Raw genomic sequence first — 20,708 nt, forward strand, 5'->3', positions numbered from 1 at the left:
TCCCCGAAAGCCTTAGATACGGGTTATGTTTTGGCAACCTCAGTGATGAATTTATCCACCTCTTGGTAAAACTTAGACGGTTCATTTTGAACCCAGTGATTGGCCCCTTCGAACGAAACATTATTCAATGTCGAAATGAATTTTTCAGCACGTTCACAACCACTTAAACTCTGGGTACCCCAAAAGTAAACTTTAGGTATCGGCAAGCTTTCATAGATTTGTCCCCAACTAACAACACCCCGCACATCTTGAGTGGCGTGCTGAGCATAAATTTCACTTGCTGTACTACCTAAAACAACGGGGTCACAACGCCGAACAGACGATAAATACTTAATACCCGCCCCGTGGCCCCAAAACATAGAAAAACGCTGTGAAAAACCAACACCTTTCACCCACTTAGAAAATTCATCAGGACTTAACTGAGAATATTGTTCAGCAATTATCTTAGACAAAATTATATTTTCTGCGTGAACGCCACCTTCGGCATTAATAAAACCACGCACAATACCTTTTATATCGTGTTGGCAAACCAAGGTAGACGTATCGCCTCCCCAAGAGTGACCAAGGAGAAAGCAATCATCAATCTTTAATTGCTCAAGCGCTTTTAATATGCGCTTTGCTTGAGTTTCCGTTGAATGAGAAATAGCTGAAGCAGGAGAATAGCCGTAGCCACACAGATCAAACATGACTAGGTTGTAATTCGGCAGCCAGTCGATTGCATCCGCAAAACAGAGATGCGATTCGCCTAAACCATGAATCAACACCAGCGTTTCTTGAGACTCTTTGCGCTCAGTAGCCAAACAATAAAGCTGGTCGCCCTCGATATCTAACCATTTTTCTACTAACACTTCGCCCTCGCACTTCTAGCCACTGAATAAGTGGTTTATCATAACCAATTTAGCCCGAAACGAAAGATGGCATTGATGATAAACATAGTGAAATTAATTTAGGATATACACCAAACGTACTAAGCCACGCTAAGAGGCGTAAACTTATATACGCCTAGGATTGAGCTACTTGTTAGTTGCCCATCTCAAAGGCTAGTGCTAACATTTGTACACACAGCAACAAAGGAATACATCATGGACACTAGAATTCAATTTCGTGTTGATGAGGAAACGAAACGCCTAGCTCAACAAATGGCTGAGAGCCAAGGTCGCACACTGAGTGATGCTTGTCGTGAACTTACTGAACAACTCGCTGAACAACAAAGAAAAACATTATCTCATGATGCATGGCTAACTGAACAAGTAAACCTAGCATTTGAAAAGTTTGACTCGGGAGAATCCGTTTTCGTTGAGCACCAAACTGCTAAATCTCAAATGGAAGAGCGCAAAGCCAGAATCCGTAATCGAGGTAAGTAATGATTTTATGGGAAGAAGAGTCACTTAATGATCGTGAAAAAATCTTTGAATTTCTCTATGACTTTAACCCTGATGCGGCAGAAAAAACTGACAACCTCATTGAGGTAAAAGTAGAAAACTTGCTAAGGCAACCTCTTATGGGTGTACAGCGAGACGGTATTCGTGGGCGATTACTTATCATTCCTGAGATTTCGATGATCGTTTCCTATTGGATAGAAGGCGACATTATCCGAATTATGCGTGTACTCCATCAGAAACAAAAATTTCCAACGGATTAGTCGCGTCCTCTGGCAAGATAATCAGGACACACACCAAATTTTCAGTAGGTAAACTGAATCAATCTAGCTTAGTTAAACATCTTTCCTATCAGCATCAATCCAAAGCAGAGGATATAACTCCACATGCCTAAAGCATTCACCCACATAAATAATTTGAATTTCTTTGAATCCGTCGTTGAACGCTTGCGAATAAAAGGATACTTAACCCAGTAGTCAAAACAGCGACTACCTATTTCCCAAGACAATTGATATTTAGGGCGCATGTAGCCTTTGTCGTCGTAGTACTTGCTTAGATCTTTAGCAAGTTGCTGATCCATAAAAATAATATGTTTAAAGCTTCCCAGAGAAACAATTGAAGCCATAACTACACCAGGCACAGCCCAAACGGTAGCAAAGTACAAAAGAAAAAATGCTATATCTTTAATACTCATTGAGAGCTCCAAGCATACATCTCATCAACAATCCATTTACTAGCGGTAGATCCCGCAACACCACCAACTAAACCTCCTGCCACAGTGCCACCAATAGCAGCAACAGCAAGTACAGGAGCAGAAGCCGTAACACCAATGAATAAAGCGATACCAGAAACAGATGAGACCGCTATCCCTGCGCCAACAGTTCCACCTTTAACGCCTCCAATGACACCACCAATAAAGCCAGCAACTTCACGAGTTGTTGTCTTGCCACAGTCCCCTTTACCATCGACTTTACAAGCTTCATAGATGCTATCAACACCACTGGCTGCGCCGATCATTAAGCCAATGTATCCCAGCCCTCTCGCGGCGGAAATACCAATACAAATATTGCCGATACGCTTGCCTAAATCTTTAACAAAGCCTGTCTTTAGAATTTCATCTGCATTGTGGATTACTGACTTAGTCGACAACTTCAAGTTACGTTTAATTTGAGTGTAAATAGGAATTTGCACACTACGCTTAGACAACATGGCAAAAGAGCCATCAAGCTTTTTAAACAAGCCCGCACGTTCAGAGACAAAGGTTCCATAGTTCACCCCGCCTGTTCTGCTTGCCATCGCTACTTGAGCGGCATATAAATCGTTAATTTCTAAAAGCACGCCTTGGATGTTTTTCAAATTCTGCTCGACCAGCGCCGATGTCGCACCCACACCTGTGGCGACTTGCGCATAGTAGTCGGAAGGTAAACCGTCAGCCCTAATTCGCTCATCGAGTTGATGGGAGAACAAGTCGAAGTGACGGTTTAGCGTATCGACTTCTTCATCAAGCAGTTTGCCTAACTCCTTGCTCGCAATCTTGGCTTGCTCTAACCACTCATCGAGGAGCTTGTTATCTTCTGCTGTTTTTGGCTCTGTCGTGGGAAGCAGCACAATCTCACCCTGCCTTACAGGCTCGTTTAGGTGAGCATTGCAACTTTTGATGTATTGTTTCTGGTCTTCTTTGGTGCCGGCAGTAAATAGACTTGCCCACAATGCCTCTTGAGACTGTGTGCATGGTGATTGCATCCAGCCAAGTTCAAACACACGGGCAGCTTTTTCACGCTCTGCAAGAACGCGCTCTCTGTTTTCTGCCCAACGTTTCTCGTCCTTAGCGGTATAAGTTAATTCCGCTCTGCGCTCTTGACGTTGTCGCGCTGCTCTTTCTCTTGTGGTTTCTTGCCTTTCTTCTGGGGCATATGGGAAAGATTCATACCGCATGGGAGTTAGCCTTAATAAAAAATAAGCCGAATCATATCAATATTTTCAGTTATTTATCATTCCCAACAAGGCGTTTTGCGGCATTTACCAACCAAATAGTTATTTTGACTAGCAAAACGCTCAAAGTGACGGTTTTGAACCCTCTTCGAACGTAAAAAAAATCGATGGGGGCATGGCTAAAAATTAAACAAAAGCTTGTCAGCTACATTACTAAATTAGAAGATAGCGGATTAGTTAAAGCATTGAAATTTAATGCTATATTAAGGTATGAAGCACGATACTCAATTGGGAAGCCTGAATCACTATTAAATTGTTTGTTAGATTTTTATTCCACTTTATCTAAAGCAGGGGTTCGCCATTGCCAAACTATATCCTCTTGTCCTTCCACATACCCCATAACTTGGCGCTTGTAATCGGCTTCTAGTAAATTTTTGTTCTTAGCTAACTCTTCAATGTCGACAGCTGAAAGGAAGAAGAATAGAACATTGTCATTTAGAACAAATTTCTCCGGCGATTGAACTTCAATTGTTACTGTATATTCTCCCTCTTTCCACGGGAACATATGTTTATTGAAGTTATATAGTTCTGTCATTTCCTGGTCACGTAAAAAGGACTCAGGATCATACTTGTTTTCCGATTTAAGATAGGTAACACGCTTGATGGCTTTGTTTTCGTAGTCTCTTTTAGATGACAGGAATGCGATATCTTGAAAACGGATAAACCTCTCTTCTATGTCGGCTTGATTAAGTTTGATAGCTAACACTGACTGCTCTTTTTCGAAAGGTACAGAGCCTGCGTCTGCTGTCGTCATTTTACCTACATTCTGTTTAATGCCTTGCCATTCGAAAACACGTTCTTCACCACTAGAGTGCTTTAACCTTATCTTGAGATCAGATACGACAATGTCTTTTCGCTCAACTGAAAAAGCCAAATGAAGATTCAAAATGGGACCTAGTGAAGTAAAACCAACTTCAGCAGTTCGAGATGTGATAATACGTACCTTGGGCTTTGTATAATGATTTTTCACCATCGACACTAGATGAGGCGTCCAAGCTAGAGCACCCAACACTGCAATTCCATCTATAAAATTCACACTCATTATCCTATATACTTACCACTGAAATTGATTAAAATATAACGCCCAATTAGGTAATGAGCAACGCGACCACCCTACCTAAAGCATTGTGCCATAAACACTAAACTTGCATGAAGTGAAAGCGCCAAGCGTTGTGAATCACTCTTAAATTTATTGTTAGGATTGTTCTATTTTTGACTTCATTTTCTCGATTTTGCCTTCTAACTTCCTTGCAGCTACCTCGTAGTTAATAACATTGCTAAACAACTTGTATGTCCAAAACGAAAACGCAGTAGCTGAGAAGAATACTATGAACTGCACATATGCAACTATGATTTCAAAACTTTCATTCAAAAAGAACTTAAAAGCTGATGGAATGAGTAGCCCTAACGAAACAAGAAACAGAATTAGGAATAGTTTTGAGAATGCATGCCTTACTAGTTCCAGCGGTCTTTCTTTAATTTTTTTGATGTAGCTTAACTCGTTCTCGAGATCAGATAACATCTCGTGATACTTCTTCTTCCTGGACGAAAAATACCAACCAAGGATAAAACTCACAGTTATCGAAACTACAAATAGTATGATATCTCTTTCCATGTTTCCCTCAAAAATCTTAACGCCAAATTAAGGTGTGAACAACGCTAATACCTTAGCTTAACCATTGTGCAATAAACACTAAACTTGCTTAAAATGAAAGCGCGAACGTTGTAAACCAATATCAAACCTATCAATATGCCACTAGTATAATAATTGATATGCATCAATGCACACAAACTGGAACACTGTACCATTTGTAACTTAGTAAAACACTATTTCAAAAGGTATTAATCATGAGCTTTGACATTGAAGGCAATTGGAAAGCAGGTTGGGCATTAGATTTACACACAATAGGTAGTGTCAGGCTTGAGGATGGCTCATTTGACAATACATATTCTGATGTTGGTAAGGCACTTAATCGCCTAAAATACTCAGGGGAAGAAGAAAATATCGAGTATCTTGTAGCTGAGCTTGTTGCTTTTTTACGAACTCGCTTCGTAACTCCCTATATCGAAGTCATTGTTCCAGCCCCAGCCTCAAAACAACGAGATTTGCAACCTGTTTATGCAATTGCGCAAGCAGTTGCGGAAACTTTAGAAATCAAGTACGACCAAAACTATGTCGAGAAGGTAAAAGACACCGCTGAGTTAAAATCCATTGAGGATATAACTGAAAGACAGCAAATATTGAGTGGTGCATTTAAGGTAGACTCGCGTTACGAATCAGATAAAGTACTGATTATTGATGACTTATTCCGTTCAGGCTCTACTCTTAATGAGTTGACCAAAACAATGTACAATCAAGGGAATGTAGACAACGTATATGTTGTAACTTTGACTAAAACAAGAGTACATAGATAATGGATAGCGTTTTCTTTTCTGGGTCGATCAGTATCAAGACTTTGCCTGAGCGAATAAAGCGAAGTCTTGAAGCTATAAAAAGCGAAGGGAAATATCGAATTTTGGTCGGTGACGCAAATGGATTCGACTCTCTTTTACAAACGTACTGCGCTAAAATCGGCTTGACCGATGTCACTGTATATACAATTAGCGAAGTACCACGAAACCATGATGCAGCCTTTGATGTGAAATATGTCAAAGTTCCAGATGGCATTCGTGGAAGCAGACAACGCCAAACAGTTAAAGATGAAAAGATGACTCTTGACTCAAACATTAGCTATGTAGTTTGGGATGAGAAAAGCAAAGGTTCCTACTCAAATATAATTAGAGCTTTTAAAAATAATAAGAAAGTTAGAGTCTTTTCTGCTAAATATGACGCACCGATAAATAATATTGATATCGACAGTATTAATAAGATCTACTTCAATTCAAATGGACTTGCGGCAAAGGAGCTATTAGATGAGTTGTTTAACAAGGGCGTAAAAGAGTTTGATACTGTAAGACAACTAAACTCTTACCTCTTGAACAATAACTATATCGAAAAGTTAGAGTCGTCATCTAACGTATATAGAACTCTAAACACAGAATATGCAATTGATAACTTCTACCGTGGAAGGCATAGTGGCGTGAAGTTTAAATATGAGCTAGTACAGGCTCTCGCGAACAAATTTCAGAATAAAAGTAAAGTTGGCACCTATGGTGGAATGCGAGGGTAATAGTGGCATAACATTCTTAATAACAGGCCAGCTCGTTTCCCCACCAGCCCAAATTACAACAAACCTACCATAACCCACAAAAATTAAACAATATGCATCAAGTTTTTTATTTCTCCGTCACATACATCCTTCGCAATGGTTTACCCAAGCTCTACACACAAAAAAGCGAGCACAAAGCTCGCTTTTAACTGTCTGTTTTATCGTTTAAAGCAGCTCAACCGATTGCTTGGCGATCACGTATTCTTCATTGGTTGGGATCACCATGACCACGGCGCCAAGTAACTCGGATTTGGCGATAATGCCAGATTGGCCAAAGCGAGCGGCTTGGTTGGCTACTGCGTCTTCAACAAAGCCAAGCAGTTTAAGGTTTTTAATGATTTCGCTGCGAATCGGCAGCGCATTTTCACCGATGCCGCCAGTAAAGACTATTGCATCCAACTTATCGAGCGGCACAAGGTAGGCTGCGATATATTTTGCGACTCGATAAGTAAAGACATCAAAGGCCAATTTCGCGCCTTTGTGCCCTTCTTCCATGGCTTCAAGTATGCCTCTGGCATCTGAAGTTAGCCCAGAAACCCCGAGAAAACCCGATTTCTTATTTAGGGTTTCAAACACGCTTTTATGGCTCCAGCCTTTTTTGATTAAAAATTCGATGATCCCTGAATCTAAATCCCCGCAGCGCGTGCCCATCATAAGCCCAGCCAAAGGCGTAAAGCCCATAGAGGTATCAACAGAGCGGCCTGCACTCACGGCGCACACCGAGGCGCCATTACCGAGGTGCACAGATATAATATTTGACTCTTCAACCGTCTGACCAAGCATTTTCGCCGCTTCACGGCTGACATAATAATGGCTAGTACCGTGAAAACCATAACGGCGAATGCCATGCTCTTTGTATAGCTGCTGTGGAATGCCGTAAGTAAAGGCTTTATCTGGCATACTCTGGTGAAACGCGGTATCAAAAACGGCAAATTGCGGCAGACTAGGAAATGCATTTAACGCCGACTTAATTCCCTTTACGCCCGCAGGATTGTGTAGCGGAGCAAGGCTAGATAAAGCGTCAATTTCAGCCAGTACCTTATCATCTATGCGAACCGTAGAAGTAAACTTTTCACCGCCGTGGACAATTCGGTGCCCTACTGCAACCAATTGTTTTGACAGCCCTAAGGATTCTATCAGGGTAACAATTTGCTCAATCGCATACTCATGGTGGTTATCCTTCGCCTTGATCTCATGTTGCGTTTTGGTACCTTGGTGTTTCCAGCTAATAACGGCTTCCGCTAGACCGAAACACTCGCCCAAGCCAGAAATAACTTCTTCGCCTGTCGAGGAATCAATAACGGCAAACTTAAGGGAAGAACTCCCTGAATTAATCACTAAAACAAACGATTTGGGCATGAGCGATATCCTGTAATAGAGCATAAATGGGAGCAACTTCTCCCTCGTCTACCATAATCTTACTCAATATTTTTTTAATGCTTCAACTTTTTAAAGCTCTTAGAAGTAAGCAAACCCATTTTTGTTGATCAAGCACAAGCTCGCCTTTAATTTGTCAGCGAAATTTATCCTGTCAGCAGCCAGACAAAACAAGCAAAGGGACTTGAGGTACGAAAAAAGATCCGTCATAGTCACCTTGAGAGTGAATACGCAAAGAGGTCAGCATGAATATAGGAGCGGTATCCAAGCTTACTGGCTTATCAAGTAAGTCGATTCGCCTTTACGAGGAAAAAGGGGTGATCAGCCCGCCCAGTCGCAGCGATGCAGGCTATCGTGAGTATCATGACCAACACATACAAGAACTGAATTTGGTCTCTCGCGCTAAAAATGCAGGCTTCTCACTTCAAGAATGTAAGGAATTTGTCCAACTGGCCCAAAACCCGAAACGCACCAGCCGCGCAGTTAAACAAAAAGCGCAGCAAAAGCTTAATGAAGTGGAAGTGAAAATTAGCCAATTGCAAGAGATACAACAGCAGCTTACCTCGTGGATCAATGCATGCCCAGGCGATGAAGGAAGCCAGTGCCCTATTATTGAGGAGCTCACCAAGTAGTTTGCTACCCACAGTATTTTTCTGTGAGTTTTTAGGCGCCTACCATGAAGTCACTCATAAGATCATGTAACATGTAAAATAACACAGTTACACCGGACACCTTCATGGAAGCAGAATTACTGGATATAAAGAATTTCCTGTCTCAACACCCACCGTTTGATGAGCTCGACGACGACGTGCTTAACTTCGTCGCGAGTAATGTTGAGATTTCTTATTTTCGTGAAGATACGCCGGTTATCCATTTTGGTGATGAAATCCATGATCTTTACATGGTGCGCAGCGGTGTGGTCGAAGTCTATCGGCGCAAAGGCGAGCTGTATAACCGTTTGGATGAAGGTGCCCTATTTGGCCAAATGGGGCTGTTAACCAATAATAAAGTGCGCTTTCCAGCCAAAGCCATTAAAGATACCCTGCTCTACTGTATACCTGAATCTGCTTTTCAGGAACTCTACGATAACCATGAAACTTTCGCCGATTTTGTAGAGGTAGAAGATACGGCTCGTCTGCGCCAAGCCGTCTCCAGCAGTAATGAGCAAAACGATCTCACCACTTCTAAGGTTCGCACCCTTCTAAAAGGCGAAACACCCTTTCTTGAAAAAGATGAAACCATTCAAAATGCGGCGATAAAAATGGCCGATGAAAATGTGTCTTCCTTGCTGGTTATCGACCCAAATATTCTTGAAGATAACGAAGAAGATCAATCTCCTTTGGTCGGCATTATCACCGACCGAGACTTATGTACTCGCGTGTTGGCTGAAGGTTTGGACCCAACCGACCCAGTTTCTAACGTGATGACCACGGAAGTCATCTCACTTGACCACAATGCCTATGTGTACGAAGCCATGCTTACTATGCTTAGGTACAATGTGCATCATTTGCCAGTACTAAAAGATAAAAAGCCGATAGGCATTGTCGAAACGACCGATATCGTCCGCTATGAGTCGCAAAACTCTTTACTGTTAGTAAGCAGTATTTATCAGCAGCAGTCCATCGAAGAGCTGGCTTCACTGGCCGAGCAAGTCAAAGACAGCTTTGTAAGATTGGTTAATGAAGATGCCAACTCACACATGGTTGGCAGCGCCATGTCAGTGATCGGTAAAAGCTTCAAGCAAAGAATCATAGAGCTAGCAGAAGAAGAGCTTGGTGAACCGCCAATTCCCTATTGTTTTCTGGCCCTTGGCTCTATGGGGCGCGATGAACAAATACTGGTCACAGATCAGGACAACGCCATCATCCTTGATAACAGCTACGACAGTAAACAGCACGGCCAGTATTTTGCCGACTTGGCCAAAAGAATCTGCGACGGTTTGGATCGCTGCGGCTATACCTATTGTACGGGTGATATTATGGCGACCAATCCGGTTTGGCGCATGACGCGCAGCGAATGGGAAGAATGTTTCTCTGACTGGATTGATGATCCCAACCCTAAAGCTCTGCTCAACGCTTCTATCTTCTTTGATCTTGTCGGTGTCTATGGCCGGCTAAAATGGGCTGAGCAACTCAATGGATTTATTATCCGACGAGCGCGCAAAAATAACCGCTTTCTTGCTTGTCTCGCACGTAACGCCATGAACCGCACTCCTCCTCTTGGCTTCTTTAAAGCCTTTGTGATGGAGCAAGACGGCCAGCATAAGAATTCGATCAACCTCAAGCGTAGAGGTACAGCTCCCCTTGCGGACCTGATTCGAGTCCATGCCCTTGCGGTGGGCTCGCGGTCAACGAACTCATTCGAGCGCTTAGATGATATTCATGAAGCCGGTATTTTACCTAAAGGCAAGGCGCGTGATCTCAAAGACGCGCTTGAGTTTATTTCCATGGTACGAATACGCCACCAAGCCTACGACGTCGAAAACGAGATTGAGCCAGATAACAACATAGAACCGGAAAACTTGTCTGACTTTGAGCGTCGTAACCTTAAAGATGCCTTCCAAATTTTGAGTAACGCGCAAAACTTTCTCAAATATCGTTACCAAGCTAGTAACAACTTTAAGTAGGTGCCAATGATCAATAATCTCATCAATGCGTCTCATATCAACTGGCAAAAAACATTTGATATCAAACATAAGCAAAGCAAAGATTCAGCACTGAAAGAGTATTACGCCGCCAGTGTACCTAGCTCTATGACTCCTATTGAGGAGACGACTTTTTTGGCGATGGATTTTGAAACCACGGGATTAGATTCTAACCATGATGACATCATCACCATAGGGACAGTCCCTTTTACTCTTAATCGCATTTTTCTTAATCAAGCTCGTCATTGGACGGTAAGACCTCGCCAACAACTTGCGGAAGAATCTGTGGTTATTCATGGCATTACCCATAGTGATATACTGGATGCACCCGATTTAATTGAGATATACGGACAAGTGTTAGAGCAAATGGCTGGTAAAGTCATGGTCGTGCATTATCAGAGAATAGAACGGGAGTTTTTTGACCGAGCGCTGACCGATCGCATCAACGAAGGCATTGAGTTTCCGGTTATTGATACCATGCACCTAGAAACTCTTTATCAGCAGCAAGCCAATGGCAGCTTTTTAAAGCGATTGATAGGCAAAAAGCCTGAGTCCGTGCGCCTTGGGGCAAGTAGAACCCGCTATGGCCTGCCCAACTACACGCCACATCATGCACTGACTGATGCCGTAGCAACCGCAGAATTACTGCAAGCTCAAATAGCCCATCACTACAAGCGCACCACAAAACTTGGTGAAGTCTGGATATAAAAAAGGGCGATTAGTCGCCCTTTTTTATAGTTAGTCGTGCTATTACTTAACGCTAGTATTTTTCAGTACGCATACCCATAAGTAGGCTTACACACATAAGTAGCAGGATAAAGGTAAAGGGTAACGCGGTAGAGATAGCGCCGGCTTGTAAGCCTTGAACGGCTTCAGTACCACCGATCCAAAGTAGCGCAACTGCGATCGCCCCTTCCATAAAGGCCCAGAAAACACGTTGTAGAACTGGAGCATCCACTTTACCACCAGCCGTAATGCTATCGATAACCAAAGAACCAGAGTCCGATGAGGTAATAAAGAATACTAGAACCAACACGACGGCAATCACTGATAGCACACTACCAAACGGCAACACATCAAACATCTGGAACATAGCTAAAGAGACATCGGTAAGACCGTTTGCGCCCAACTCACCGACGTTATTCACCACTTGATCGATAGCCATGCCACCAAAGACTGACATCCAAAGTAGCGTAACAATCGAAGGAACAATCAGCACTGCTGTCATGAATTCTCTAACCGTTCTACCTTTGGAAACACGAGCGATAAACATACCAACAAATGGTGACCACGAAATCCACCATGCCCAATAGAAAACAGTCCAACCTTGGAACCAAGCTTCATCTTCACGGCCGTGAGGGTTACTTAGCGGGATAATATTTTCAACATAAGCCATCAAGGTCGTACCTATGTTGCCAAAGGCTACGGCGTAACCAATCAAAGCCACCATAATAAGCAATAAGAAAGCGACGATCATGTTGATGTTACTAATGACCTTAACACCACCATCGATACCACGAATGACAGAAACCACCGCAAGCAGAGTCACAATCGTAATAACCGCCACTTGTAACCCCATGTTGGCTTCAAAGCCAAATACATGATGAATGCCACTGGCAGCTTGCTGGGCTCCTAACCCTAACGAGGTCGCCAAACCAAATAGTGTCGCTAATACAGCCAGAATATCAACGACATGACCCGCCCAGCCCCAAGCTCTATCGCCGAGTATTGGATAGAAAATAGAACGAATTGATAGCGGGAGACCTTTGTTATAGGCAAAGAAGGCGAGAGATAAAGCAACCACACCATAAATCGCCCAAGGGTGAAGACCCCAGTGATACATGGTTGCGCCCATGGCCAGTTTCGCAGCTTCCGCCGTATTGGCTTCAACACCTAATGGCGTTTTATACCAACCAGTAAAATAAGCGACAGGTTCTGCAACACTCCAGAACATAAGGCCGATGCCCATTCCTGCAGCAAATAGCATGGAAAGCCAAGAGACATAGGAGTAGTCGGCTGTGGCATCTTGCCCGCCCAAACGAATCTTGCCTAGCGGCGTAACAATAAGAGCGATACAAAATAGGACAAATATATTACCTGACCAGATGAACAACCAGTCAAAGCTGCCAATAATCTTCCATTTTACTCCATCAAGCAGCGCTTTTGCTGATTCTGCATCCATGAGCGCTGTCATGAGTAAAAACAAGCCAATCAGGCCTGCACTAATTCCAAATACAGGGTTATGTACGTCAAACCCCCATTTTTGGACATTATCTTGACCGACCGTGTAGTCAGTACTGTCGATACTGTACTTATCTATACCTTTAGTCATTATTCCTCTCTTGTTGGTTTTCTTCCCTGACCAAACCCTCAGATAGAAAAATCGTTAGTGATAAAAACAAATTTCTCTATATCAAGGCTCAATCAATCCGCTATCATTGTACGCACAGATACACATCATTCCAGTACTTTCGGACTACCTGTTGTATTTTTGAACAAAAAAGACACTAAAAGAAGATAGTTTAATCAATAATGGAAAATCTAAACATCGAGATTAAGTTTGACTTCTAAACATTTGACCACATCACATTTACAGCTAAAATACTGAAATGACGTTTCATAAACACCATGCTATCCACTAAGATGATAGTCCAGTTTGATATTTATCATTTGCAAGGCTTCAAATACTGCAAAATTTGATGTATTTTCTCGCCTCCACCGCTTTACTAATATAAGGAACAAGATTGGAAAAGCACGAAGAAGTTCTTATCTCAATTCGACAGATCATCCGTGCCATTGATCTGCACTCGAAAAGGCTAAGTAAAGAATCTGGCTTAACTGGGCCACAATTGATTTTAATGCGTTCAATAAGAGAGCTCGGAGAAGTCACTATTCGTGAGCTTTCAAACCATACCAACATGAGTCAAGCAACTGCGACGACTATCTTGGATCGCCTCGAGCGCAATGAACTTGTCAAACGTGTTCGTAGCGTACAAGACAAGCGTAAAGTTCATGCTCATTTAACCGACAAAGGCAGAATGGTTTTAGAGCAAGCACCTACACCACTCCAGCAAAACTTTATTAATAAGTTTCAACGTCTCGAAGAGTGGGAACAGTCATTGCTCTTATCTTCAGTTCAACGGATTTCCTCGATGATGAACGCTGAGGATATCGATGTGGCCCCTGTTTTAGAGATAGGAAGTATCACGACGCCTGAATAACTCTGCCTGCAAAATTGATTTAGCCATATTTAGGGCTTACGTTTTATACAGGGCTAAACGTAAACTCACAAAATATGATGGGAAAAAAATACAAACTTCAGGATGATCATACCGACGCTATCCTAGACATACGTAGGCAAAAGCAAGTACTGAAGTTTGTCGCTGCAACAACATTAATATTTTTTGTACCTATCGGGATCAATAATATCCTGATCGGTGAAATAATGCTGGGCGCTATTCTACTTACTTTCGAAATCACTCTTTTGCTCGAAGTGACCGCCATTGTATACAAGCGTAAAGGCTTTTTTGGCCATACCCTTCCCCTTATCTTGCTTGTAACGTCTATGATTATGGCCATTCACATATTTGGTACGTTAGCCACATATTGGGTGTTCCCCATTATCATCAGTGTGGTTTTTCTGTTACCCATAAAACTTGCGTTAAGCGCTAATGTCGTTCTTTTGATAGGGTGTACCTTAGCAGCACTTCCCCATCAACACCTAGCGACCACTTCCAGATACGCTTTTTCTCTGCTTGCTACAGCGGTTATTGCTCAGGTGATTGTTCAAGCAATCAAGAGGCTGCAAAAGGAGCTCCGTTATCTTTCAGAACGTGATAGCTTGACTGGTGCTCTCAATCGACACGAGCTTCAAGAACACCTAGAGAACGTATGCGCTAATTACCCAATCTCATCAGTCGCCTTGATTGATATAGATAACTTTAAGAAAATCAACGATCAGTATGGGCATGATGTCGGTGACAAAGTTATCAAGCAAGTAGTGGGGGTCATGTATCGTCATATGGAAGAGTCCGACCTACTTTTCCGACTAGGCGGAGACGAGTTCCTACTGGTGTTGCCAGAAAGAGACCAGTTTGCCGCAAAAAATACCATGATATACACGGGCCAACATATAGAGCAAAGTGAGTATCCCGAAGAAGCGAAAGTCACTATAAGCTCCGGTGTCGCCCAACTTGTTAACAAAGAAAGTGTGGAAGATTGGGTAAAACGTGCCGACATAGCCCTTTATCAGTCGAAGCATAATGGCAGAAATAAAGTATCACTCTACAGTGGCCCCCTCCCATCAAACAAAGAAAAAGAAACCTCAAAGTTTCTTATATAGTTATTCGATTGTGATAAATACCCGTTTTAGCCATCGCTCACTCTAAGATCCTCAAAAATAGAAATTTCTAATAATGATTGCAGTTTTAACTGCATTGTATAGCATTGTTCGACATTCAAAAATTGTATACAGGTATAGGGAGCTAAACTTGAAAACGCCCTGCATAGCAGCATGCAAAAATGATCGCGGTATCTGTAGTGGATGCTTGAGAACCATGGAAGAGATCATAGAATGGAGAGCCTTCTCAGACTCAAAGAGAGATGAAATCATCGATGTATTATCAGGTGAAACTTCTGACCATAGTTGCCCTTCTTGCAACGGGCCAGCTAGCTGTGATTTAGCCCAAGGAAAGCAGACATGTTGGTGCTTCTCACTTGAGAAACGTATCCTTCCAACCGAACTTTCTTCCGACCTATGTTTATGTAGAACATGTCTGAGCAAACTTGAAATTGCCTAGACTATTGATTAGATTTTCTAATCCAAACCATAGAATAATATCTTGCTTAAAATCACATTATTGGTTGCAAAGTCATCAACATAATTCTAACATCTCTCACATTCATAGCTCAAAGTCTCTATTTTATATGGCTTTAGCATAAATAGACTAGTTATATCATTTACTTATAAGCCTTTTGTTAATTGAAATGAACGCATCATATAAAGTTATTAAACTTACATTGTTTATCGCGCTTTTAGCCGCCGTTGGCCAAATGACGCAAACAATGTATGTGCCTTCAATTGGCTACATGGCTAGCGAGTTTCTTGTCTCACCAACTAAGTTACAAGCAGTGATGGCCTGCTACCTCATTCCATATGGCGTATCACAGTTTGCTTATGGTCCCCTCTCTGATCGCTTTGGGCGCAAACCAATTATCATTTTTGGCCTTGGCATATACATTATCGGCAGTGTAATGTCATTGTACGCTGAAAATTTCGAAGCATTTTTAGCTGGTAGCTTTATTCAAGGGCTAGGCATAGGGAGTGGCGGCGCAATGTGTCGTACACTCTCACGAGATGTATTCTCTGGAAACGACCTCCACAAAGTAAATAGCTTAATCAGCATGTGTATTATCTTTTGCCCTCTCCTAGCCCCTGTACTAGGAGGCTATTTAACCGAAAGCTTTGGCTGGCGAGCGAGCTATCTATTTTTATCTCTGTTTAGCCTTGTGGTCGTCATCGCGATAATGACACGTTTCGATGAAACCCTGCCACCATCGAAGCGTCGCAGCGAATCAGTTATCCATAGCTATCGTTATGTTCTGTCCAATTCAAAGTTTCAAGGTTACTTACTCTGCTTAGTGGCCACCTTTTCCGGAGTCGCTATTTTTGAAGCGGCAGCGGGCGTGCTTCTCGGAGGAGTATTAGGGCTTCCTGCAACCGTAGTAAGCATACTATTTGTCATACCCATTCCTGGTTACCTGATAGGGGCCGCAATATCTGGCGTGATCGCAACAAGAAAGAGCGAGAAGTCTGCACTGCAAGTTGGATTAATCGCTATTACCGTAGGTTCGCTGGTGGTCTTTATTCCCGGTCTAATGGGACTAACTGATGCTCTAACACTGGTAGGAGGCGCGACTATCTACTTTCTCGGAGCCGGTGTTTTGTTCCCTGCAGCAACGACGGGGGCGCTCTCCCCTTTCCCTTATCATGCAGGAACAGGCGGCGCGCTGCTAGGAGGCATCCAAAATTTAGGGGCTGGAATGGCAACTCTGCTTGCCTCTATGATACCGTCGCCCAACCAAATGCCACTTGGGTGTCTGATGCTTTTGATGTCAATCCTTGCCGTCGTTGGGTTAACAAGGGGGTATCGTAACCAAGATCCTCTCCAGGAGAGCTCAGCTACAGTCTAGGTTTACCACTTTTTCATTACCCGCCCCACCCAATTGGGGTGATATGCCCAGCAATGATCGAATAAGGACATAAGTTCGGGGTTTCCATACTTGGACAAGCTAATAGCGTGGAAGCGATTGTGTTGTTTTTTTAAGTTCGTAACTTGCTGCTGCAACTCTTCCGACTGTTTGGGCGCAATAAAATCTGAAATGACAACCAAATCAGCATTTCGATATCTTTCCCCTTTCATTAAGTCAATTGACTTAACAAGGACGGGTTCCAGATCAGTACCACCGTGAAAGCTATAGGTTAAAAAGTCACTCGCATCTCTTAAACCATCTTGCCGAGTCAGCTGATAGGTGATTTGTTCTGTAGAAAATAAAATTACAAAACAATCCCTATCTTCAGCGAGCGCAATCTGCATAAGCGCATAAGCAATCGCTTTAGCACATTGTTCAGGGAAACCACTCATAGAGCCGGAGGAGTCAACGCATACAATGAATGGCCCCTTTTCCACATCGGCTTGCATGTTTTCAGGCCGATGAGCTTTGACTTTACGCAAGGTTCTTGATTTACCTTGCATTCTATAGTTCAACAATCGCTTATCAACCAAGTGTTTATAGAATATGACTTCTAGCTCTGGGTAAGCCAAGAACATAGTTTCATTTGGCAGCAGTTTATTTAAATCGTCACTCTCATATATGCCAACAATATCATCTGTCGCTTCATCTGACTTTTCCTCCACCATCTGTATATCTTCTGTCGGTGCTCGGTTTAGTTCAGGATCATTGACTTCACTGGCCATGCGACCCAGTTGTTGAGCGATGTCTTGTAAGCCTTTATTCTTTTTCAAAAACTCTGCATGGCGTTTCATCGCTGAAAGATCGGTTTTACTCAATTTGGCCGCAGCCATATCCCATAGCCGACCCAAACTGCTTTCATCGCCTTCTTGAGTCACTCCATCCATGTTTTTCATCGTTTCCATACGTTGATATAAATCTTGGAGAAGTTTCTCTTTGCTCGCTTCGAGTTCGGAAACTTGAGCCTGACGAATTGCATCAGACAAGCTTTGGTACCACTGATCGCAAAAGTAATGAGGAAACATAGGGTTATAAAGCCCTTTATTCTTTTCAATTAACCTACGTGCTTTGAGATAAAAAGCAGAGTGCCATTCGAGCTTTTTAATGACCTCTGGGATATTATCGAAAAAGGTTTGCTCATTCCAATGGATGACATCCTGATACAAAGCGAGCTCTTGCTGAAACCGCTCTGTCTCACAGACATTGGTGATGCGCTTTTTAACCGTGCCTCGCCATTTAAGAAGATGATTTTTTACTTTTGCTCTTACGCCTCTGTTCTCAGTCAAAGACATGACTTGAGAGCGCGCCATCAAGTCGTTTACCGCCGAATCTATGATCCCTGAATCAGCGATCATTAAAGCCAAGTTTAAACCATCAGCGCCCAACATCTAGATCACCTCTCATGCAAAGAACTGATTTAACTGCCGAAAACGCAGTACTGTACGTTCACATTCAGTCTTTGTTGACTCCAGCGTTTGCTGAAGTGTTTGCAGACTCGATTCCATGATTCTAGGAAGATCTTGGTCAACAAAAATGTGTGGTAAAGCGCCATGAAAATCGGAACGTACTTTAAGGAGGTGATGCTCTGCTTGATTGAGCTGATCAAGTGCTTGTTCAGACTTACCTAGCCAAGCTTGGTATAAGCTCTTATCCAAACCTGCTTTTGTCACTACAGATACAAGCACGGCACGATTTGCTATATCTTTAATCACCAGATTACTCTCTACATCAAGATCAAATCGTATACGGCACAAGTTGGTATTTTTATTTACATAGCCATAAACGTCACCGTGACCTTCTTTGATGACCTTTTCTAGGTCTGCCTTGGGCACATAGACCCAACGGCTGTCACCTTTTTCAGATTCTGAAACCGACAAGTTACTTTGCAACAAAACCAGCTTAACTAAGCCAGACGCGTTACCCACTTCATAGAGGTTTGCATCTGATATGTTGTAACTGTGGATTTGTTTTTTTCTAAGACCCGTTGTGGACTCCGTTGACAACAGCATTCCAAACTCAGATTCCAGCTCTGCCTGCACCTCGGCCAACTCATCTCGACATAAAATGATTTGCTGCTCGACATCCTGCTGATCAAAAGCACAAGTAAGGGCGAACTGCTTGATCACACTCTGAACTATTTCACGAGAACCAGGGCTATTCCACAAACAGTCTTGAAGCAATAACAAATCAAGTGGATTAACCTCGTCACGACCATTGAAATAAGCACTGGCTTTAAGCAGTTTGACCGATTTTTTCCAGCGCCGATCTGAAATATACATCTCTGATTCATTGATTTCACAACCTTGAGCAGCGGCATTCTCTAACATCTGCTTCAGCACATACAACTTTTCAAAAGTAGCATCGCTCAAAGCCAATTGCTCAAGTTCTGATTGCCATTGATGGTACTCGTGCTCGGTAATCGCTAAGCCTTCAGGTATAATCGCTTCCTGTATTGTCCCGACCGTCAGCATAGATTTGAAGTTCTGCTTGTTCTGAATTCGATTGACAAAAATACGCACGAGCATCCTATCGTATAACGCTTCTAAGCCACTATCTTCATCAGGCAGTTCATTAGATGCTGAAACGAGCAAACGCATCGGGACTTTGGTTATATTGTTACCATTTTTGAACGTTTTCTCGTTCACTACTGTCAGCAAGGTATTTAAAATAGCGGGGCCCGCTTTCCAAATCTCATCAAGAAATACTACCTCAGCGGTTGGCAAGTAGCCTTCGGTCAAACGTACATAGCGGCCATTATCTTTAAGTTCTTGAATACTAAGTGGTCCGAACACTTCTTCAGGGGTTGAAAAACGTGTCATTAAGTATTCAAAATATGAGGCGTTGTCGAATGCTTGAATCAGCCTCTTGGCAATCAGACTCTTGGCAATTCCGGGAGGACCCAGTAAAAATACACTTTCACCAGCTAAGGCAGCAAGCAAACACATTTTTATCGTATCTTCTCGTTCATAAACACCGTCAGACAAGGCTTGAGCGAGTTTATTGATTCGTTCAGAGAGTAACGCTTTTTGCGCATGGGACACTCTAGTAGGGCTAATCATAGTGTGTTCCTCTGAATATTAACTAGCGTATGTAATCTGCATAGCTTTATACATTTGTTATAACCCTGTTACAAGTGGATTTTTTCGTTTTGATCGGCCTTTATACCAGAAGCACTTTTTACGTAACGCATTGAAAACTTTGATTTCAAAATTGCGACGTAAATCACTGTAACAGTGTCTAAGGTTTGAGACATAATGTCTAATAACCTTTTTTCAATCGTTGATGATTTGCATTATATCATCACTTAATAATGACTAAATTATAGATTATATGGACTCACCTTTGAAAATTCTCCACACTTGGAAAGGCATTTCTCTCCAAGAACTGAAAACCACACTACCTAATGGTAGAGTTATTACCCATACAACTATCTCTCATCCTGGTGCTGCGGTGATACTTCCAATACTCCCTAATGGTGACATAGTACTGGTAAACCAATACCGGCCATCATTAAAGAAATGGCTACTTGAATTGCCTGCGGGTACGATCGAAAACAGTGAACCTCCCGAACTTTGTGCTGTGAGAGAATTATCAGAAGAAACTGGTTATCATGCTGAAACTATGATATCTCTTGGAAAAGTGACGCCTTTGCCTGGTTTTTGTGACGAAATTCAATATCTATACATTGCTAAAGGCCTATCAAAAGCTCACCAACTTATGTGCGATGATGACGAAATCATAGAAGCAATTTCCTTACCTTTCTCTGAAATAGAACAAAAAATCATCGAAGGTGAAATTACGGATACTAAGACTATCGCATGTATCAGCAAAGCAAAATTATGTGGATACTTATAG

21 protein-coding genes are annotated in these 20,708 nt (G+C 42.4%); 12 read left to right on the plus strand and 9 right to left on the minus strand.

The annotated features are described in order from the left end of the window. Positions 1-23 precede the first annotated feature (23 nt). Entirely contained in the window at positions 24-848 is an 825-nt protein-coding gene (locus DPF90_RS00430) for an alpha/beta fold hydrolase (RefSeq protein WP_114783549.1), read from the minus strand. Between the two features lie 234 nt (positions 849-1,082). Here DPF90_RS00430 and DPF90_RS00435 point away from each other — a divergent pair, with 234 nt between their 5' ends. Further along, positions 1,083-1,364 carry a type II toxin-antitoxin system TacA family antitoxin gene (locus DPF90_RS00435; RefSeq protein ID WP_114783551.1) on the plus strand — a complete coding sequence of 94 codons (282 nt, stop codon included), beginning with the start codon at positions 1,083-1,085 and terminating at the stop codon, positions 1,362-1,364. Continuing rightward, on the plus strand, positions 1,364-1,642 hold the full coding sequence (locus tag DPF90_RS00440) for a type II toxin-antitoxin system RelE/ParE family toxin (RefSeq protein ID WP_114783553.1): 279 nt from the start codon (positions 1,364-1,366) through the stop codon (positions 1,640-1,642). The genes DPF90_RS00435 and DPF90_RS00440 overlap by 1 nt, the downstream gene beginning before the upstream one ends. A gap of 68 nt (positions 1,643-1,710) precedes the next feature. On the opposite strand, the gene DPF90_RS00445 is transcribed toward DPF90_RS00440, so the two are convergent. From DPF90_RS00445 to DPF90_RS00460, 4 genes are all read right to left on the minus strand, one after another. Beyond that, positions 1,711-2,073, minus strand: a complete 363-nt coding sequence (locus tag DPF90_RS00445; RefSeq protein ID WP_205395138.1) for a hypothetical protein — start codon at positions 2,071-2,073, stop codon at positions 1,711-1,713. Then, positions 2,070-3,314, minus strand: a complete 1,245-nt coding sequence (locus tag DPF90_RS00450) for a hypothetical protein (RefSeq protein ID WP_114783555.1) — start codon at positions 3,312-3,314, stop codon at positions 2,070-2,072. The genes DPF90_RS00445 and DPF90_RS00450 overlap by 4 nt, the downstream gene beginning before the upstream one ends. Positions 3,315-3,639: 325 nt before the next feature. Beyond that, entirely contained in the window at positions 3,640-4,407 is a 768-nt protein-coding gene (locus tag DPF90_RS00455) for a hypothetical protein (protein WP_114783557.1), read from the minus strand. A 159-nt stretch (positions 4,408-4,566) separates the two neighbouring features. Further along, the gene (locus DPF90_RS00460) at positions 4,567-4,986 is read right to left on the minus strand and encodes a hypothetical protein (RefSeq protein ID WP_114783559.1); all 420 of its coding nucleotides are present in this window, start codon (positions 4,984-4,986) and stop codon (positions 4,567-4,569) included. Positions 4,987-5,219: 233 nt separating this feature from the next. Between DPF90_RS00460 and DPF90_RS00465 the strand changes: the two genes are divergently transcribed. Continuing rightward, positions 5,220-5,786, plus strand: a complete 567-nt coding sequence (locus DPF90_RS00465; protein WP_114783561.1) for a ComF family protein — start codon at positions 5,220-5,222, stop codon at positions 5,784-5,786. Next, positions 5,786-6,541: a hypothetical protein gene (locus tag DPF90_RS00470; RefSeq protein ID WP_114783563.1), complete on the plus strand. Its 756-nt coding sequence runs from the start codon at positions 5,786-5,788 to the stop codon at positions 6,539-6,541. The genes DPF90_RS00465 and DPF90_RS00470 overlap by 1 nt, the downstream gene beginning before the upstream one ends. Before the next feature lie 204 nt (positions 6,542-6,745). Here the strand turns inward: DPF90_RS00470 and DPF90_RS00475 are convergent, their stop codons facing one another. Continuing rightward, entirely contained in the window at positions 6,746-7,939 is a 1,194-nt protein-coding gene (locus tag DPF90_RS00475) for an acetate/propionate family kinase (protein WP_114783565.1), read from the minus strand. Between the two features lie 263 nt (positions 7,940-8,202). Here DPF90_RS00475 and cueR point away from each other — a divergent pair, with 263 nt between their 5' ends. The 3 genes from cueR to DPF90_RS00490 all read left to right on the plus strand — a co-directional run bounded on the left by cueR (position 8,203) and on the right by DPF90_RS00490 (position 11,309). Beyond that, complete coding sequence (gene cueR / locus DPF90_RS00480; RefSeq protein ID WP_114783567.1) at positions 8,203-8,589, plus strand: Cu(I)-responsive transcriptional regulator; 387 nt, start codon at positions 8,203-8,205, stop codon at positions 8,587-8,589. 104 nt (positions 8,590-8,693) lie between these two features. Next, positions 8,694-10,583 (plus strand): DUF294 nucleotidyltransferase-like domain-containing protein, encoded by a 1,890-nt coding sequence (locus DPF90_RS00485; protein WP_114783569.1) that lies wholly within the window; start codon positions 8,694-8,696, stop codon positions 10,581-10,583. A gap of 6 nt (positions 10,584-10,589) precedes the next feature. Next, positions 10,590-11,309: a 3'-5' exonuclease gene (locus DPF90_RS00490; RefSeq protein WP_114783571.1), complete on the plus strand. Its 720-nt coding sequence runs from the start codon at positions 10,590-10,592 to the stop codon at positions 11,307-11,309. Between the two features lie 52 nt (positions 11,310-11,361). Here the strand turns inward: DPF90_RS00490 and DPF90_RS00495 are convergent, their stop codons facing one another. After that, positions 11,362-12,933, minus strand: a complete 1,572-nt coding sequence (locus DPF90_RS00495; protein ID WP_114783573.1) for a BCCT family transporter — start codon at positions 12,931-12,933, stop codon at positions 11,362-11,364. 412 nt (positions 12,934-13,345) lie between these two features. On the opposite strand from DPF90_RS00495, the gene DPF90_RS00500 reads away from it, so the two are divergent. From DPF90_RS00500 to emrD, 4 genes are all read left to right on the plus strand, one after another. Continuing rightward, positions 13,346-13,822 carry a MarR family winged helix-turn-helix transcriptional regulator gene (locus tag DPF90_RS00500; protein ID WP_114783575.1) on the plus strand — a complete coding sequence of 159 codons (477 nt, stop codon included), beginning with the start codon at positions 13,346-13,348 and terminating at the stop codon, positions 13,820-13,822. Between the two features lie 74 nt (positions 13,823-13,896). Beyond that, entirely contained in the window at positions 13,897-14,943 is a 1,047-nt protein-coding gene (locus DPF90_RS00505; RefSeq protein ID WP_240314427.1) for a GGDEF domain-containing protein, read from the plus strand. 148 nt (positions 14,944-15,091) lie between these two features. Then, entirely contained in the window at positions 15,092-15,400 is a 309-nt protein-coding gene (locus tag DPF90_RS00510; protein ID WP_114784242.1) for a cysteine-rich CWC family protein, read from the plus strand. 187 nt (positions 15,401-15,587) lie between these two features. Further along, complete coding sequence (emrD, locus tag DPF90_RS00515) at positions 15,588-16,793, plus strand: multidrug efflux MFS transporter EmrD (protein WP_114783577.1); 1,206 nt, start codon at positions 15,588-15,590, stop codon at positions 16,791-16,793. Between the two features lie 2 nt (positions 16,794-16,795). Here the strand turns inward: emrD and viaA are convergent, their stop codons facing one another. Both viaA and DPF90_RS00525 read right to left on the minus strand, forming a co-directional pair. Further along, on the minus strand, positions 16,796-18,241 hold the full coding sequence (viaA, locus tag DPF90_RS00520; protein WP_114783579.1) for an ATPase RavA stimulator ViaA: 1,446 nt from the start codon (positions 18,239-18,241) through the stop codon (positions 16,796-16,798). Between the two features lie 12 nt (positions 18,242-18,253). Beyond that, a complete protein-coding gene (locus DPF90_RS00525; protein WP_114783581.1) occupies positions 18,254-19,912 on the minus strand; it encodes an ATPase RavA domain-containing protein in 1,659 nt (552 codons plus the stop codon). 271 nt (positions 19,913-20,183) lie between these two features. Here DPF90_RS00525 and DPF90_RS00530 point away from each other — a divergent pair, with 271 nt between their 5' ends. Then, entirely contained in the window at positions 20,184-20,708 is a 525-nt protein-coding gene (locus DPF90_RS00530; RefSeq protein ID WP_114783583.1) for an NUDIX hydrolase, read from the plus strand.

Origin of the sequence: Vibrio tetraodonis (assembly GCF_003350295.1) — a bacterium.
GTDB lineage: Bacteria > Pseudomonadota > Gammaproteobacteria > Enterobacterales > Vibrionaceae > Vibrio > Vibrio tetraodonis.

Excerpts from the sequence above, each read along its gene's own strand:
- DPF90_RS00435 (WP_114783551.1), top strand. The coding sequence starts at position 1,083 with ATGGACACTAGAATTCAATTTCGTGTTGATGAGGAAACGAAACGCCTA.
- DPF90_RS00440 (WP_114783553.1), top strand. The coding sequence starts at position 1,364 with ATGATTTTATGGGAAGAAGAGTCACTTAATGATCGTGAAAAAATCTTT.
- DPF90_RS00445 (WP_205395138.1), bottom strand. The coding sequence starts at position 2,073 with ATGAGTATTAAAGATATAGCATTTTTTCTTTTGTACTTTGCTACCGTT.
- DPF90_RS00450 (WP_114783555.1), bottom strand. The coding sequence starts at position 3,314 with ATGCGGTATGAATCTTTCCCATATGCCCCAGAAGAAAGGCAAGAAACC.
- DPF90_RS00460 (WP_114783559.1), bottom strand. The coding sequence starts at position 4,986 with ATGGAAAGAGATATCATACTATTTGTAGTTTCGATAACTGTGAGTTTT.
- DPF90_RS00465 (WP_114783561.1), top strand. The coding sequence starts at position 5,220 with ATGAGCTTTGACATTGAAGGCAATTGGAAAGCAGGTTGGGCATTAGAT.
- DPF90_RS00470 (WP_114783563.1), top strand. The coding sequence starts at position 5,786 with ATGGATAGCGTTTTCTTTTCTGGGTCGATCAGTATCAAGACTTTGCCT.
- DPF90_RS00475 (WP_114783565.1), bottom strand. The coding sequence starts at position 7,939 with ATGCCCAAATCGTTTGTTTTAGTGATTAATTCAGGGAGTTCTTCCCTT.
- cueR (WP_114783567.1), top strand. The coding sequence starts at position 8,203 with ATGAATATAGGAGCGGTATCCAAGCTTACTGGCTTATCAAGTAAGTCG.
- DPF90_RS00485 (WP_114783569.1), top strand. The coding sequence starts at position 8,694 with ATGGAAGCAGAATTACTGGATATAAAGAATTTCCTGTCTCAACACCCA.
- DPF90_RS00490 (WP_114783571.1), top strand. The coding sequence starts at position 10,590 with ATGATCAATAATCTCATCAATGCGTCTCATATCAACTGGCAAAAAACA.
- DPF90_RS00495 (WP_114783573.1), bottom strand. The coding sequence starts at position 12,933 with ATGACTAAAGGTATAGATAAGTACAGTATCGACAGTACTGACTACACG.
- DPF90_RS00505 (WP_240314427.1), top strand. The coding sequence starts at position 13,897 with ATGATGGGAAAAAAATACAAACTTCAGGATGATCATACCGACGCTATC.
- emrD (WP_114783577.1), top strand. The coding sequence starts at position 15,588 with ATGAACGCATCATATAAAGTTATTAAACTTACATTGTTTATCGCGCTT.
- viaA (WP_114783579.1), bottom strand. The coding sequence starts at position 18,241 with ATGTTGGGCGCTGATGGTTTAAACTTGGCTTTAATGATCGCTGATTCA.
- DPF90_RS00525 (WP_114783581.1), bottom strand. The coding sequence starts at position 19,912 with ATGATTAGCCCTACTAGAGTGTCCCATGCGCAAAAAGCGTTACTCTCT.
- DPF90_RS00530 (WP_114783583.1), top strand. The coding sequence starts at position 20,184 with ATGGACTCACCTTTGAAAATTCTCCACACTTGGAAAGGCATTTCTCTC.